The sequence below is a fragment of the Streptomyces sp. NPDC058257 genome (assembly GCF_042881845.1).
Lineage (GTDB): Bacteria > Actinomycetota > Actinomycetes > Streptomycetales > Streptomycetaceae > Streptomyces.
The window spans coordinates 578,886-594,951 of record NZ_JBHVXJ010000003.1; the positions used below are offsets into that span (position 1 = coordinate 578,886).

Sequence of the window (16,066 nt, forward strand, 5' to 3'; positions counted from 1 at the left end):
GAAAGCAGGCAGCCCACATGACCACCCTCCACTGGCAGAAGTCGTCCCACAGCAGCGAGGCCAGTAACTGCATCGAACTCGCCACCGCACCGGACAACACGACGCGCCTGCGCGAATCCGACGAACCGGCGATCAACCTGCCCCTGCGAACCGCCTCCCTCACTTCTCTCCTGGAGGCGATACGCCAAGGGGTCCTCGCAACCCCAGGCATGGAGCAATAGACGAGTCGACGCGCGAGCGTCCGCAGCCGACAAGGACCCCGCCCACCCGTACCGGTGAACGCGTCGAGACCGGCCTCCGCCCCCTCCCCCGTCCTACGATGATGCCCTCGACACCAGCCCTCAGGAGGCACGCGATGTCTGCAGGAGCTGCCGAGCGGCCCCATGGCGACCCGTCCGGCGAGCGGCCCCTGCTCGCCGAGGCGAACCTGCTCATGGATCGCAACCCGGGCCACCGCGTCGAGATCATCGGAGGCCAGATCACCGTGACCCCTCCCCCGGACGTGGCACATGCCCGCACCCTCTCCCGGCTGCGGCGCCCCTTCGCCACGGCCGGGCTCGACGGCGGAGAGGCGGAGGTGCTCGAAGGCGTCGGACTCTGGCTTCCCACGGGCGCCGAGGACTACGCGATCCCCGACCTCGTCGTCGTCGATGCCGACATCGACGAGCACCTCATCGAGAACAACTGCTATGACCCCCTCTGCTTCCGCCTCGTCCTGGAAGTCACCTCCAGCAACTACCAGAACGACCTCCGCGCGGAGGTCACGGCGTACGCAGACGCTGGGATCCCGGCCTACGTCATCGTCGACCGCAAGCACGGACGCCTCCACACCCTCATGGACCCGTCCGGCGGCGAGTACACGACCCACCAGGTCCACGCCCCCGGCCAGTTGGTCACCCTCCCCGAATCGATCGGCGCGAAGATCACGCTGGACGTGGCGGAGGTCTTGGATGCGGGTAAGCCTGCGCAGGGCGGCAGTTGAGCGCCAGCCCGGCAGCCCGGCAACCGGTCGGCTGATGGGGCGATCAGCGAAGCCTGCTACGGCAAATATCACTGAGCCCAGATCCATCGACCGATGGCATCAATGGGCCTGAATAGACACAAAACCCCATGCCGTTCACGGAATCCACCTGGTGTCCCGACTCGCCCCAGAGATAGCTTTGGTTCGCTTCAGTTACCCCCCACCTCACGGGAGCCCCGAGTGAACCGCCCCATCCGTCTCATGACGGCTGCGCTTGCCGCGTCCGCGGCCCTGTTGTTGACCGCCTGTGGATCGGGAGGCGGGGACGACGACTCCTCGGACAAGATCGAGGGGGCGGGGGGCGGAGGCGCCAAGGCTTCAGCTTCGGCCGACCCTTCAGGCGAGGCCGGTAAGGCAGGACGTCCGGCGATCAAGCTGCCGAGCTCGTTCAAGATGGAGTTCGTGGGCTGGACGAACAGCGACCCGAAGCTGCAGGCGATCCTGGACGACGGCAAAGAGGCGCTGCGCGCCGATCACGCCGCCATCATCGAGGGCGATCCGGACGCGTCGTACGTGAAGTTCTACAACAACCCCACCTCGGAGGCGTCCTCCAAGAAGTGGATCAAAGGGTTCGTCGACAAGGACCTGACCCTGGTCGGCGAAGCCCGCATCTCCAAGCCCCAGGTGCGGATCAACAGCACAGGCTCGGGGATCTTGTTCTACTGCATGGACGAGAGCAAGGGTTCCACGAAGAACCTCAAGACGAAGGAAGTCGTCGGCACGCCCAAGGACCAGAACCCGCGCGTGCAGTACCAGACCCGGCTCGACCGCACCAAGGACGGTGTCTGGAAGACGAGTTCGTCCACGACGAAGCGTGGGGGCTGCTGATGACCCTGCGCAAGACCGCAGGGCTCGGCGCTCTCCTGACCTCCTCCGTCGCAATACTCGTCGCGCTGGCCCCCACCGCCTATGCGTGGGGCGAGGACGACCCCGGTAAGCAGCCGGCGCCTCCGGCCAACAAGCCCTCCGGCGGGTCCTCGGGAAATACGCTCATGGCTGGAGGCACGAGTGTCACGGTCAAGCAGGTCAGCGGCGGTAAGGGAGGCGGTTCGGCCGCCAAGCCCGTTATCCCGGTCGACCCGAACTGGAAGCCCCCGCCCTGCTGGTACGAGCCGGTGGCGACGCCCGAGGAGCTGAAAGCCGGTGTCGAGAAGGTCAAGAACGGTGAAGGCCGTGATACCGGGACCGTCCCCGTGACGCCGTTCCTCGGCTGGGGCGAGGAACTCATGGTGGATCACTATGAGAAGGGGAAGACCCAGTCGGACGGTGCTGACGGGTACAAGAACTACAACATCGGCAAGAAGGGCATGTTCTGGCGTGGGGTCATGAATCCCGACGTCGAGGACACCTTCGAGACACGCGACTGTGAACAGCTCCTCTTCTGGCAGGACGCCAACACTGTCCCCGACATCCCGAACTCCCCCACGCCCAAGGTCCTTGCCGGGTACGCCTACAACAAGATCAAGGTCCCCGACACCAAGGTCGAGCTGAAGCCGGAAGGCAAGTCGACGGTGAACCTGCCCACCTGGGTCTGGCTGGACAAGGGCACCTTCGAGGACGTCAAGGTCCGCGCCGAACTGCCCGGTACGGGCCTCTGGGCAGAGACCACGGCCAAGCCGGTCAGCCTCCACCTGGAGCCCGGCACCGGGGACGCGACGACCTTCCCCGCATCCGGTGAGTGCAAGGTCAACGAGGACGGCAGCATCGGCACGCCGTACACGAAGGGCTCCTCCAAGCAGGACCCGCCGTGCGGCATCGCCTACTTGCGAGCCACCGGCGGCAAGCCGTACCAGTTGAAGGCGTCCATCACCTGGGAGATCACCTGGAAGGGCTCCGGCAACACGGGCGGCGACCTTCCGGACGGAACCTTCGACGGAACGCAGGACATCAACGTCCAAGAGATCCAGTCCATCAACCGATAGACGACGGTACGAGCACAACGGGGGTTGGGGCATGGCGGGGAATCGTCCGGCGGATTGGCATGTCCTGGACTTGGACAAGGATCCGACGCCGGGTGATCCGGACCGGGTGCGGAACCTGGCGAAGAACCTGCACGACTTCGCTGACGACGTCTCGAAAGTCCTCCGTGACATCAAGGGGATGGCGGGTGAGGACGCGATCCTGACCTGGGCGGGCAAGACGGCGGAGTCGTTCACGGCGGAGTTCGAGGACGCGCCGGGGAAGCTGAAGAAGCTCAAGAAGAGCTACGAGATGGCCGGCGACGCGCTGTCCGCGTACTGGCCGGAACTGGAACGCTCCCAGGCGCTGGCGGACAAGGCCCTGGTCAAGGGCCGCGAGGCGCAGACCAGCCTCTCCGCCGCCCAGACCCGCCTGACCTCCGCCGACTCCTGGGTGGACAAGGCGGGCAAGGAAGCCGACAAGTACAAGGACGACAAGGACTCCGGCAAGTCCGACAAGGACGTGCCTAAGCCCGACCCCGACAAGGTCAAGGCCGCCACCCGTAACGCGCATTCCGCGGAGAAGGCCCAGACCGACGCCAAGTCGGACGTCACCACCGCCCAGAACAGCCTCGATGCCGCGAAGAAGATGGCCGAGGACGCCCGCAAGATGCGCGAGGAAGCGGCGGGGACGGCGAAGAAGAAGCTGGAGGACGCCTCCGACGCGGGTATCAAGAACCGCAAGTGGTGGGAGGAGGTCGGGGACTGGGTCACCGACAACTGGGACACCATCGTCGAAGTCTGCAAGGTCGTCGTCGCCGTCCTGGGCGTCATCGCCATGATCATCGGCGGGCCGATCCTGGGCGCGATCGTCCTCATCGCCGCCCTCGTCGTCCTCGCCGACACCCTCAACAAATACGCCAACGGAGAAGCAGGCCTCCTCGACGTCGCCTTCGCCGCCCTCGACTGCATCCCCGGCATGAAGGGCCTCACCTCCCTCCGCGGCCTCGCCAAGGGCATGAAAGGCCTCAAGGGTGGGCTGAAGGGGCTGAAGGCCGGTCTCAAGGGACTCGGCAAGAATGCGCCAGATGCTCTCGCCGACGGCGCCAAGGGCGCTGACAATCGGGTTGCGGACACGGTGAGCAGCAAGGGGTCCGACCCGATTGACATGGCCACCGGGTTCATGTTCCTGCCGGAGACCGATGTCGCCCTGCCCGGCTCACTGCCGCTCGCCTTCACCCGCCGGGTGTCCTCCGGCTACCGCACCGGCTGGTGGTTCGGCCCCACCTGGGCCTCGACCATCGATCAGCGCCTTGAGACCCACACCGACGGGGTGGTGTACGTCACCGAGGACGGGCTGCTCCTTGGCTACCGTCATCCCGAAAGCACGGTGGACCCGGTCCTTCCCGAGGCCGGGCCCCGTCGTCCCCTGACCCGTCTCGACGACGGCAGCTACCGCGTTGACGACCCTCTCACCGGGCATACCCGCCACTTCGGCATACCTGTCGACGGCATCGCTCTGCTGGAGCGAATATCCGATCGCAACGGCGACACCGTCGACTTCGACTACGCCCTGGACCGGACCCCTCTCGCCATCCGGCACAGTGGCGGCTACCACCTCAAGCTGACGGTCACGGATGGGCGCGTCACCGCCCTGCACCTGGCCGGTGGGGGCGAGGACGGATCGGACGTCACGCTACGGAAGTACGAATACTCCGACGACTGCCTCACCGGCGTCGTCAACGCCAACGGCCATGCTGCGCTGTTCACCTACGACGACCGGTACCGAGTCACGTCCTGGACCGATCGCAATGGCCGGAGCTACAGCTACACGTACGACTCCGAGGACCGCTGCGTCGCGGAGGGCGGTGAGGCCGGGCACCTCACCCTGACCTTGGACTATGAAGCCGCCGACCCGGCCTGGCCCCTGGCCCGGGTCACCTCCCTCACCACCGCCGAGGGCGCCGTCACGAAGTTCGTCGTCAACGACAACTGCCAGATCGTCGCCGAGATCGACCCGCTCGGTGGTACGACCCGCACCACCTGGGACGAGCACCACCACCTGACGTCTTGGACGGATCAGCTCGGTCACACCACGAGCAAGACGTACGACGGTCTCGGCAGACTCGTGGAGGTAATGCGTCCGGACGGTGCGACGGTACGTCTCGTGTACGACGTCCAGGGCAGCCCGGTCGCCATCACCGGCCCCGACGGCCATGTCCAGCGCCGGGAGTACGACGCCCGCGGCAACTGCGTCACGATCGTCAAACCCGATGGCGCCACGCTCCGTTACACATATGACAGTCTCGGTCACCTGTCCTCGGTCACCGACCCGACGGGCTGTCTCACCCGCGTGCGGTGCAATACGGCCGGCCTGGCCGAGCACGTCACCGACCCTCTGGGCGGTGTCACGCAATACGCCCATGACCCCTTCGGCCGCGTGGCGAACGTCACCGACCCCCTCGACAACATGACCCGCATGGAATGGGGCACGGACGGCGAACTCCTGCGCCGGGTCGGGGCCGACGGACAGACGGAGGTCTGGACGTACGACCCCGAGGGGAACCGGTCGAGTCACACCGACGCCATGGGCGCGGTGACACGGTTCGAGTACACCCACTTCAACCTGCTCGCGGCGCGCACCGGACCCGACCGTGTGCGTCACACCTTCGATTACGACCCCTCGCTACGCCTCCTTGGTGTGAACCGCCCGGACGGGCGGCGCTGGAGCTACGTGTACGACATCGCGGGGCGGCTCCTCTCCGAGACGGACTTCGACGGGCGCACACAGGCCTACGGCCACGATGCCAAGGGCCAGGTCGTCCTGCGAACCAACGCCGTCGGGCAGACCGTGAGCATGATCCGGGACGTGTTCGGGCGCATGGTCGCCAAAGACGCGGACGGCGCAGTCAGCACGTACACCTACGACCTGTCCGACCGGCTCTGCGCAGCCGAGGGCCCTGACGCGAGCGTGACGCTGCACCGGGACACGCAGGGACGTCTCGTCTCCGAGACCGTCAACGGCCGAACGCTCACGTTCGCCCATGACGCCGCGGGCCGAACCTTGCACCGCACCACTCCCACCGGCGTGACCAGCGCCTGGGGGTACGACGGCCGGGGTGACCGCACTCGCGTGAACACCGCGGGCCGGACCCTGGGTTTCGACTACGACGCCGCAGGACGACTGCTCGCGCTCGACGTCGACGACGCCCTGTCACTGACCCGGGCCTACGACGGTCTCGGCAGAGTCACCGCCCAGTCGGTCACCACCGGTGGCGGCCGCACGATTCGTGACCGGGCCTACCGCTACCGTGCCGACGGACACCTCACCGGCATCGACAGCCAGGACGGCCAGAGGCGGACGTACGAGCGCGATGCGGCCGGTCGCGTCACCGCCGTCCGAGCAGAAGGCTGGAGTGAGTCGTACGCCTACGACGACGACGGCACGCAAGCGACCGCCGACTGGCCAAGCAGGCACCCCGGACAGGCAGCAGTGGGACAACGCGACTCCGAGGGCACCCGGTTGCTTCGCGCCGGTGGCACCCGCTACGGCTACGACGACCAGGGCCGAGTGGTGCGCCGCCACCGACGCCGCCTCTCCCGCAAGCCGGAGACCTGGGCATACACCTGGGACGCGGAGGACCGGCTCACCTCGGTCCGCACCCCGGACGGCACACTCTGGAGGTACCGCTACGACCCGATGGGGCGCCGCATCTCCAAGCAGAGGCTGGGCGCGGACGGCACGACCGTTGTGGAACAGACCGACTTCACCTGGGACGGCACAACCCTCTGCGAGCAGTTCACCACCGATCACTCACGACCGCACGGCGTAGCTCTGACCTGGGAGTACGACGGTCTTCGCCCCATCGCCCAGACCGAGCGGATCCTCACCGCCACCCGCGAGGAGATAGACGCACGGTTCTTCGCCATCGCCACCGATCTCGTGGGCGCCCCCACCGAACTCATCGATGAGGACGGTCATATCGCCTGGCACGGCCGGAGCACCCTGTGGGGCATCACCGCCTGGCAGGACGGAAACAGCGCCTACACACCGCTGCGCTTCCCCGGGCAGTACTTCGACCCCGAGACCGGTCTGCACTACAACGTCCACCGCTATTACGACCCGGAGACGGCCCGCTACGCCACCCCAGACCCCCTGGGCCTGGGGCCTGCCCCCAACCCCTTCCGCTATGTCCTCGATCCACTGCTCCGTTGCGACCCGCTCGGTCTCTACGAGATCGGCAAGCCGGACCCCGCCAGCCAACAGGGCAATTTGCCGGTGCTCGCTGACAAGATCGCCGCGCACGGTGACATCAACAGTCGAGGTATCAAGGACGTCGACGACCTGGACGTGGCGGAGCATCTCGAGAACATGATGACCAGCACCCCCGGCATCCGCATGCGCAGTACCACTTCAGGGAACCCCCGTTTCGCCTGGTGGGACGATGCGAGCGGGACGATGCTGATCCGCGAAGGGGAGAATGGGACCTTCATGCAGCCCGATGATGGATACGAATACTTCCTGCAGCAGTTGAAGGAGTGAGTCAGTTGGAGGGCGAGACGGAGAATGGTTCAGCTCGGCGAGCCAGAAAGCGGAAACCATATGACGTGTTCCGAGCGGCGCCGGAAAGCAGGGCTGTCTGGGCTGATCTGCCTGCACCGGTGCTTGACGAGATCGCGCGGTGCGATGCGGACCGGCTTGAGGTGGAGCGGTCCCGGCTCTCACCGAGGGGACGAGAGTCACTGACCGAGCCCGTGTACTCGGTGGCGCACCGGTTCGCCTCCTGGGAGCGTGTGGTGCGCCGCATGGAGCCGGGTTGGTCGAGCGAGGATTTCTACCCCGTCAGCGCCTACAGCAACGACCTGGACTCCCGGGACTCCCTTGAGGACGTGATGCGGAGTGCCTTGCCGGCCGAGGCTCGCGAGGGCGCGCTGGGTCAGCTCCTTGCCCGGCTGGACTCGCGCTTCCGCGCCGAGACTGTCCCGGACCCAGAGCTCTCCTTGCGCCCCTGGGTCCGTCCGACGAAGGAGAAGCCCGAGGCCGATCTCGGAGAGTGGTGGAAACGCAAGCCAGTGCGCGAGCCCTGGGATTGACGGGCCCATCAATCGCCGTTCCGGCCGAGTGACTCCAAGGCTCATATGGCCGTCAAATGAATATAAGGTGAAGGGTCGCCCTTAACGACAAGAATCCCCTGCCCTTGCTGCAAGTTTCTCACTCTGAAAGCCAGAGGGTGGTTCGAAATCTGCCCGGTTTGCGGGTGGGAGGCTGCAGGGCAGGACGATCACAACGCCAACGAGTACGTCGGCGGGCCGAATCACGTAACCCTGAGCGCAGCACGAAGGAACTTTTCCGAGTTCGGTGCACCGGAAGCGCGTCGGAGACAACGTGTGCGGGCGCCCCTGCCCAGCGGGTTCCCGAATTCCTGAAGACTGCGGGGCACATACACACGATGCCGCGCGGCCCCGTCGCCCAGAGCGGGTTGTCGATCAATCCATGAGCACCCCACCCGAGTGACTCCAACGCCCAAGTGGCGGTCAAACGGCGACAGTGCGGTTGAATTCGGGTCGGTCGACTTACTCTGACGAAATGTCAGACAACCAGTCGGTCGGCCTGTCCGTTGAGCAGCCCGTTCGTCAATCCGGTGAGCAGCCCTCGGCGAGCGACTCGTCGACCGAGCTGCTCGGCTTCGACAACGTCCTCTTCCCCGTCGGGGACCTCGAAGAAGCCGTCAGCTTCTATGAGCGTGCCGGGTTTCCCGTGGCGCACCGGATCGATGAGATCGGGCTCGCCATCCTGAAGGTGGGCAAGGAGACGCCCGGGATTTTGCTGCGCGTGGAGGACGGGGTCGAGCATCGGCCGTCCGCGTGGTTCGCGCCCCGGGTCTGGCTGGAGGTGGGGGACGCCCGGGCCGCCGGGCGGGCGCTGGAGGCCGCCGGGATCGAGGCGCTCGCGCCGCCCGCCTCCGTGGCCACCGGGTGGACCGTCGAGGTCGCCGATCCGTGGGGGAACGTCATCGGGTTCACCGACTATCGCAAGCGGCCCGAGCTGGCCAGGAGTTAGACGCCGACCACGGGATCGGGGCGCCCCGGCGACACCGGCCTCTCGAAGAACGTCTCCAGTGACACCGTCGCCTGGGTCCCGCTCACGCCCTCGATCGCATACAGCCGCCGCAGCACGTCCTGGAGCTGCCCCGTCGTCGACGTGCGCACCTTCACCAGGACGCTCGCCGCACCCGCGATGACGTGGGCCTCCTGGATCTCGGGGATCGCGGCGAAGTCCTCGGCCCGCTCCCCCATCCATGCCGTCGAGTCGACCATGACGAAGGCCAGCACGCCCTGGCCCACGGCCGCCGGGTCCACGTCGACCGTCGTACGGCGGATCACCCCCCTGAGGCAAGACCCCCGGACGCCCCGTTCAGTTCACCGCGTCCGCGTCCAGCTCGCCGAACGCCAGCTCCACGTCGTACACCAGCGGTTCGTTCGCGACCGCGATGTGCCGCGCGCGGGCCGCGTATCCGGAGGCCGAGACGGCAAGGAGGTACGCGCCTGCCGACGGGGCCGCGACGATGTACGAACCGTCGGCCAGGGAGACGACGCGGTCCAGTCGGCGGCCCCCCGTGGAGAGCAGGGTCAGGGTCGCGCCGTCCACCGGTTCGCCCTCCGCGGTGCGGATGAAACCGTGCACCACGGAGGCGACGGCTTCGCCGTCGGACTCCGCCACGCGCGCGTGGGGGAGGACGGTTTCCGCCGGTGACGCGGCCGTCCGCCCGGGCTCCCGCGGCTCCACCGCCAAGTGCGGAAGGCGCTTCTCCAGGCCCGCGGGCAGCCACCAGTTGGAGCGGCCGAGCAGGTGCATGGCGGCGGGGACGAGAGCCGTGCGCAGGATGAACGCGTCCAGGGCGACCGCCGCCGCCAGGCCGATGCCCGCCATCGCGCCCTCCATGTCGCCGCTCAGGACGAACGCGGAGAAGACGCAGATCATGATCAGGGCGGCGCAGTTGATGACCCTGCTCGTCTCGGCCAGACCCACCCTCACCGCGCGCGCGTTGTCCTTCGTGTGCACCCATTCCTCGTGCATGCGGCTCACCAGGAAGACCTGGTAGTCCATCGATAGCCCGAAGAGCAGCGACAGCATGATGACGGGCAGGAAGGCGGTGATCGGGCCCTCCTTGCCGATGCCGAGGAGCTCCGTGCCCCAGCCCCACTGGAAGACCGCCACGAGCACGCCGAAGGACGCCGCCGCCGCGATCAGGTTCATCAGGGCCGCCGTCAGCGGCACCACGAAGGAGCGGAACGCGATCAGCAGCAGGAGGAAGCCGAGCGCGATGATCGCCCCTACGAAGTAGGGCAGTCGGTCGCCCGTCACCGCGGCGAAGTCCTTGAAGACGGCCGTGACACCGCCCACGTGGGCGTCGACCCCGGCTTGCGGAATCACCTCTCCCCTCAGACGGTCGATGAGTTGATCCGTCTGCTCGGACTGGGGGGACGACGTCGGGACGACGTTGATGACCGCGATGCCGTCCGCGGGCGGGGCCGCCGCCACCCTTGCCACGCCCTCCGTCTCGCGGATGGTCGCCACCAGGCCACTGATGTCGGCGGTGTCGGTGGTGCCGGTTTCTTCGGCCACCACTTGGAGCGGGCCGTTGAAGCCCGGACCGAATCCGTCGGCCAGCATGTCGTACGCCTGCCGGGTCGTCGTCGACTCCTGGTGGTTGCCCTGGTCGGTCGCGCCGAGCCGCAGGGAGAGCAGCGGCAGCGCCAGGAAGGCCATCACCACGAAGGCGAGTGCCGCGATCGAGCGCGGGCGCTTTTGGACGTACGCGGACCAGCGCGCCGCGAGGCCGCTCGCCTCCGCGGGCTCCGGTCCCGTCGCCGCGAGGCGCCGCCGCTGCCTGCGGCTGAGCACCCGGGGGCCGAGCAGCCCGAGGAGCGAGGGCAGCAGGGTGACGGCCGCGAGGACGCTCAGGACGACCGTCAGCGACGCGGCGATGACCACGCCGTCCAGGAAGCGCATGTTCATCACCAGCATCCCGGCGAGCGCGATGCACACCGTGCCGCCCGCGAAAAGCACCGCGCGGCCCGAGGTATTCAGGGCCTGCACCGCGGACTTCTCGGGCTCCATGCCGCGCAGGATGCCGCGCCGGTGCCGGGTGACGATGAAGAGGGCGTAGTCGATGCCGACGCCCAGGCCGATCAGGGAGCCGAGCAGCGGGGCCACTTCGGGAATGTCCGTGACGTGGCTGAGCAGCATCGTCGACAGCATGCCGAGGCCCACTCCGAAGACGGCGATGACGATCGGCAGGGCCATCGCGAAGAGCGAGCCGAAGGCCAGGAAGAGGACGACGGCCGCCGCCGCGATGCCGACCATTTCGGCGATGCCGGTGGGCGGCTCCTGGATACGAGTGATCGCCTGGCCGCCCAGTTCGACCTCCAGGCCGGAGCGTTCGGCCCGCTGAGCCGTGTCCACGACGTCCTGGACGAGGCCCTTGGGCACCGAGTTGGCCTCCTTGGCGAAGGTCACCTGGGCGTAGGCGATGCGCCCGTTCTCGCTGATCTGTGCGGCGCCCGCCTCCTTGGACGCGTACGGGCCCGCGACCTCGCCGACGCCCTTCATGCCGGCGATCTCCTTCAGCGCGGGCTCGATACGGGAACGTACGTCCGCGTCACGAGCCGAAGCGCCCTCGTCGACGCGCCAGACGACCGTGTCGGTGTCTCCGGCGCTCTCCGGGAAGGCCTTCGTCATCAGGTCGTACGCACGTTTGGAGTCCGTGTCCGGCAGGGAGAACACATTCGAGTAGTCGGTGCCCGCCGAGGTCCCCGCCGCCCCCAGACCGAACAGGGCCCCCACCCACAGCACAAGGACCACAAGCCTGTGCCGGTAGCACCAACGCGCCAATGCCTCCACAATCCACTCTCCTCCGCGTCGCCAGGTCCCCCGGGTCCGTGCCTTCAGGGGCCTCAGCATCGGCGGCGCCGGGCTCCGGTGGCGCGGCGCGGCCATGATTCTCAAGTAACTCCAAGGCACTGACCGAGACTTCGTACAACGGGCGCGCCGATACTGAGGGCATGAGCCACGCCGAAGGCCAGCAGGGAACAGATGTTTCAGTGAGCCCCGGCCCAGGGCCCGGCCACGGCCCGGACACCGGAGCCACCGTCCTCGTCGTCGAGGACGAGCCGAGCATCGCCGACGTCCTCGCCATCGCCCTGCGTTACCACCACTTCGACGTCATGGTGGCGGGCACCGTGCGCGACGCCCTCGCGTTCAACGAGCGCACCCGGCCCGACGTGGCGCTCCTCGACGTGATGCTGCCGGACGGCGACGGCCGCGCCCTGGCCAGAGAGCTGCGCGCCCGGCGCCCCGGGATGGCGCTGCTCTTCCTGACCGCGCGGGACGCCCCGTCGGAGGTCGTGGGCGCGCTCGGCTTCGGCGACGACTACATCACCAAGCCGTTCAACATCGACGAGGTCATCGCCCGCGTCGGCGCGGTCCTGCGCCGCACCAGGTCGGGCGACGTGCTCCCCCAGCGCCCGCCGCTGCGCTACGGCGACCTGGAGCTCGACGAGACGACGTACGTGGTGCGCCGAGCGGGCCGCACGGCGCAGCTCACGCCCACCGAGTACGCCCTGCTGCGCTTCCTGGTCCGCAACGGCGGCCGCGTGGTGCCCAAGGAGCAGCTCCTTCGCCATGTGTGGCAGTACGAGCACCCGGCGGAGTCGACCGTCGTGGAGACCTACATCAGCTATCTGCGGCGCAAACTGGCCGCGCTCGGACCGCCGGTGATCACGACCCGGCGCGGTGTCGGATACGGCCTCGCGTGAGGCGTACGCGTCGCGGCATGAGCTCGCTGCGGGCCAAGCTCACGTGGGTGAACGTGGCGCTGCTCGCGCTCGGTGTCGTCGTGGCGACCGGCGTGAGTGTCATGGGCATGCGCCACTATCTGCTCGACAGCGTGGACTCCGAGCTGACGCAGTCGCGCAGTTCGCTGCTGAGCACCGGGCTCACCATGAGGGACATCGAGCGGCTGAGTGAGCTGGGAATCGCGCTCGACCGGCTCACGCCCGGCAGCAAGGAGAACGCGAGCGCGCTGCCGCGCGGGGACTCGGTGTTCGTGGCGGTGGACGAGCGCGGCGACGCCGTCTCCATCGGAGCGCTCGCCCCGACCCCGCGCCAGCGCACCCTGGCCGCCGCCGTCGACGACCCCGAAGCGGTCGCGCGCGAGTCCGAGCCGCAGGACGTCACCCTGGACGGCGACGCCCACCGCATGGTGGGCGCGAAGCTGGCCGACGGCACGACGGTCCTGATGGCGGCGGCCACTCAGAACGTGGAATCGGGCATCAGGAAGGCGCTCAGGCTCGACGCCGCCTTCGGAGTGGTCCTGTTGGGGCTGCTCGCCGTCCTGACGATGATCTCCGCGCACCACCGTCTTCGCCCCCTGGAGGACATGGTCGAGACCGCGTCCGCCATCGCCGAGGGCGACCTGACCCGGCGCGTTCCGTCGAGCCGCGCCCCGGCGACGGAGACCGAGCAGCTGCGCCTGGCCCTCAACTCCATGCTCCACCAGGTCGAGTCGGCCTTCGAGACCCGCGAGCGCAGCTCGGCACAGCTGCGCCGCTTCGTCGCCGACGCCTCGCACGAGCTGCGTACGCCCCTGTCGGCGATCCGCGGCTATCTCCAGCTGTACGACAAGGGGATGCTCCGCGATCCGGCGGAGCGCACGCGCGCGTGGAGCCGCGTCATCGCCGAGACCGACCGCATGGGACGCCTCGTCGACGAGCTGCTCATCCTGGCCCGCCTGGACAAGGAGCCGGAGCTGCGCTTCAGGAACGTGGATCTGAGCCGCCTGGTGCGGGAGGCCGCCGACGACCTGCGGGTGCAGGAGCCGGAGCGCCCGCTGACGGTCCGCGCCGACGGGGCGGTCCTCGTCCGCGCGGACGAGTCGGGGCTGCGTCAGGTGCTCGGCAATCTCCTTGGCAACGTACGCGTCCACACGCCCGCCGACACGCCGGTCACGCTGGGCGTCGAGCGGCGGGACGGGGTGGTGCGGCTGCGCGTCGCGGACCAGGGGCCCGGTCTCGGGGAGGAGGACGCGGCGCGTGTGTTCGACCGGTTCTTCCGCGCGGGCGGGGGTGCCGGCAGCGGGCTCGGTATGGCGATCGTGCAGGGGGTCGTCGTGGCGCACGGTGGTGAGGTGGGGGTGGAGACCGCGCCGGGGGCGGGGCTCACGGTGACGGTCACGTTGCCCGCGCAGGCGGCGGAGTGAGGGCGCTGCGGGCCTATGTGCCGACCCGCCCCGACCCTGCTACTCGGTTCGGGGCGCGCGGTTCAAGCCCGCACCAGCGCCCACACCGTCTTCCCGCTCCGCCCCCGCTGCCAGACGCCCCACGCCTCGGCGAGCGTGTCGAGCAGGCGCAGGCCTCGGCCGCCCTCCGCCAGGGGGCCCATGTCCTGCATCTCCGGGCCGGCCGGAGACTCGTCGGAGACCTCGATGAAGCAGTCGCCGTCGGAGAGCACCGTGATCGCGACCTCGAACTCCCGTTCCTGCACACGACCGTGGCAGACGGCGTTCGTCACCAGCTCCGAGACGAGGAGTACGGCGTCGTCGAGCGTCGCGCTCTCCTCCTTGTGCCCCCAGGCGGCGAGATGATCACGTACACGGCCCCGGGCGAGCGAGACGGACGCCGGATGCGGTGGCAGCCGGAAAGCCTGACGTCTCAACACCGTTCCCCCTTTGGCACACCAAAGCACCAATGACCGCACACACTTCCGACACTTAATGCTGCGCAGAGGAAGCGTTCGGTGTCACACCGTCACCGTGCGGTCCGGCCGTATCCAGCCAGGTCCGCACCGCGTCGAACCGATGCCCGATCACGCCTGACGGGAGGCCAGTTCGACGACCGTGACGTCGGACGGTGCCCCGACCCGCACCGGCGGCCCCCACGCCCCGGCACCACGCGTCACATACAGCTGGGTGTCGCCGTACCGCTCCAGCCCCGCGAGAGTCGGGTTGGCCAGGTCGGCGATGAGATTGCCTGGCCACAGCTGTCCGCCGTGGGTGTGCCCGGAGAGCTGGAGGTCGACGCCGTGCTTGACGGCGTCATGGATGACGACCGGCTGGTGGGCGAGGAGGACGGAGGCCCGCGAGCGGTCCCGGTCGCCCAGTGCCTTGGCGAAGTCCGGCCCGTGCCCCTCGCTCTCGCCCGCCACGTCGTCCACGCCCGCGAGGTCGAAGCCGGGCAGTTCGGTGCGGGCGTTCTCCAGGGGACGCAGGCCCAGTTCGCGTACGTGATCGACCCACTGCGCGGCTCCCGAGAAGTACTCGTGGTTGCCGGTCACGAAGTACGTTCCGTGCCGCGCCCGAAGCTGTGCGAGCGGCGCGGCGGCGGGCCCGAGGTCCTCGACGCTGCCGTCGACCAGGTCGCCGACGACCGCGATGAGGTCGGGCTGTGTGCCGTTGATCGTGTCGACCACCCGCTGGGTGAAGCCGCGTCCGAGGATCGGCCCCAGGTGGATGTCGCTGACCACGGCGATCCGGAACCCGTGCGCCCCGCGCGGCAGCTTGGCGAGCGGCACGGTGACGCGCTTGACCCGGGGCCCGCGCAGGACGCCGTACGTTCCGTAGCCGACCGTTCCGACGGCGACGGCCGCGGCGGTCCCGCCGACGATCCGGGAGACGAAGAGGCGGCGCGAGGGGGTGGCCGGATCTGTTCGCTCCGAAGCCCCTGCCGCCTCTACGCCCTCCGCACCCTCTGCGCCCTCTACGTAGCGGCCCTCCCCCGAACCAGGGTCCTCCGTAGGGGTGAGTTTTGGACGACGCCTCAAGAGGAGCCTCAAGAAGAGGGGCCGTACGAGCTCCCCCACAAGAAGCGCGAGCACGAGATAGATCGAAAGGGCCATCCACATGAAGCCCGGCCAGGTGAGCACCTTCTGCAGCCAGAACGGTGCCCCGGCCCGCTCGCTCGCCACCCCCGCGAACATCAGCAGCGGCCCCACCACGAAGATCACGGCGCCCGCGCGCCGGACGAATCCGGGCCGCGCCGTCGTGTCCCGCACCAGGCGACGCCACATGTACCACTGCATCCCGGCGAGGACCGCGAACGCGGCGAGACCGGCCAGCACGAACAGGATGACCACGGAGCTAGCCCCTCA

At 68.6% G+C, this 16,066-nt stretch carries 13 protein-coding genes and 1 pseudogene; 10 read left to right on the plus strand and 4 right to left on the minus strand.

The window, feature by feature from the left end:
• The 8 genes from ACFVXC_RS11640 to ACFVXC_RS11675 all read left to right on the plus strand — a co-directional run.
• The coding region (locus ACFVXC_RS11640; RefSeq protein ID WP_389904105.1) for a DUF397 domain-containing protein at nt 1-221 on the plus strand (221 nt) is incomplete at its 5' end.
• 134 nt (nt 222-355) lie between these two features.
• A complete protein-coding gene (locus tag ACFVXC_RS11645) occupies nt 356-982 on the plus strand; it encodes a Uma2 family endonuclease (RefSeq protein ID WP_389904108.1) in 627 nt (208 codons plus the stop codon).
• 240 nt (nt 983-1,222) lie between these two features.
• Complete coding sequence (locus ACFVXC_RS11650; RefSeq protein WP_389904110.1) at nt 1,223-1,849, plus strand: hypothetical protein; 627 nt, start codon at nt 1,223-1,225, stop codon at nt 1,847-1,849.
• Nucleotides 1,849-2,943, plus strand: a complete 1,095-nt coding sequence (locus ACFVXC_RS11655) for a hypothetical protein (RefSeq protein WP_389904112.1) — start codon at nt 1,849-1,851, stop codon at nt 2,941-2,943. Before ACFVXC_RS11650 ends, ACFVXC_RS11655 begins: the two co-directional genes overlap by 1 nt.
• Nucleotides 2,944-2,974: 31 nt before the next feature.
• A complete protein-coding gene (locus ACFVXC_RS11660) occupies nt 2,975-7,462 on the plus strand; it encodes an RHS repeat-associated core domain-containing protein (protein ID WP_389904114.1) in 4,488 nt (1,495 codons plus the stop codon).
• A 119-nt stretch (nt 7,463-7,581) separates the two neighbouring features.
• Entirely contained in the window at nt 7,582-8,013 is a 432-nt protein-coding gene (locus tag ACFVXC_RS11665; protein WP_389904117.1) for a hypothetical protein, read from the plus strand.
• Between the two features lie 93 nt (nt 8,014-8,106).
• Nucleotides 8,107-8,346 carry a CPCC family cysteine-rich protein gene (locus ACFVXC_RS11670; protein ID WP_389904459.1) on the plus strand — a complete coding sequence of 80 codons (240 nt, stop codon included), beginning with the start codon at nt 8,107-8,109 and terminating at the stop codon, nt 8,344-8,346.
• A gap of 160 nt (nt 8,347-8,506) precedes the next feature.
• Entirely contained in the window at nt 8,507-8,980 is a 474-nt protein-coding gene (locus ACFVXC_RS11675) for a VOC family protein (protein WP_389904119.1), read from the plus strand.
• Here the strand turns inward: ACFVXC_RS11675 and ACFVXC_RS11680 are convergent.
• A pseudogene (locus ACFVXC_RS11680) lies at nt 8,977-9,309 on the minus strand (Lrp/AsnC family transcriptional regulator); the annotation flags it as partial. The gene ACFVXC_RS11675 and the pseudogene ACFVXC_RS11680 sit on opposite strands and share 4 nt — an antisense overlap.
• A 25-nt stretch (nt 9,310-9,334) precedes the next feature.
• Nucleotides 9,335-11,815 carry an MMPL family transporter gene (locus ACFVXC_RS11685; protein WP_389904460.1) on the minus strand — a complete coding sequence of 827 codons (2,481 nt, stop codon included), beginning with the start codon at nt 11,813-11,815 and terminating at the stop codon, nt 9,335-9,337.
• 170 nt (nt 11,816-11,985) lie between these two features.
• Between ACFVXC_RS11685 and ACFVXC_RS11690 the strand changes: the two genes are divergently transcribed.
• Together ACFVXC_RS11690 and ACFVXC_RS11695 are read left to right on the plus strand one after the other, a co-directional pair.
• On the plus strand, nt 11,986-12,738 hold the full coding sequence (locus ACFVXC_RS11690) for a response regulator transcription factor (protein WP_389904121.1): 753 nt from the start codon (nt 11,986-11,988) through the stop codon (nt 12,736-12,738).
• A gap of 17 nt (nt 12,739-12,755) precedes the next feature.
• On the plus strand, nt 12,756-14,180 hold the full coding sequence (locus ACFVXC_RS11695) for an ATP-binding protein (protein ID WP_389904124.1): 1,425 nt from the start codon (nt 12,756-12,758) through the stop codon (nt 14,178-14,180).
• A 62-nt stretch (nt 14,181-14,242) separates the two neighbouring features.
• Here the strand turns inward: ACFVXC_RS11695 and ACFVXC_RS11700 are convergent, their stop codons facing one another.
• Nucleotides 14,243-14,638 (minus strand): ATP-binding protein, encoded by a 396-nt coding sequence (locus ACFVXC_RS11700; RefSeq protein ID WP_389904126.1) that lies wholly within the window; start codon nt 14,636-14,638, stop codon nt 14,243-14,245.
• Nucleotides 14,639-14,785: 147 nt separating this feature from the next.
• Nucleotides 14,786-16,051 carry a metallophosphoesterase gene (locus ACFVXC_RS11705; RefSeq protein ID WP_389904128.1) on the minus strand — a complete coding sequence of 422 codons (1,266 nt, stop codon included), beginning with the start codon at nt 16,049-16,051 and terminating at the stop codon, nt 14,786-14,788.
• Between the last annotated feature and the right edge of the window lie 15 nt (nt 16,052-16,066).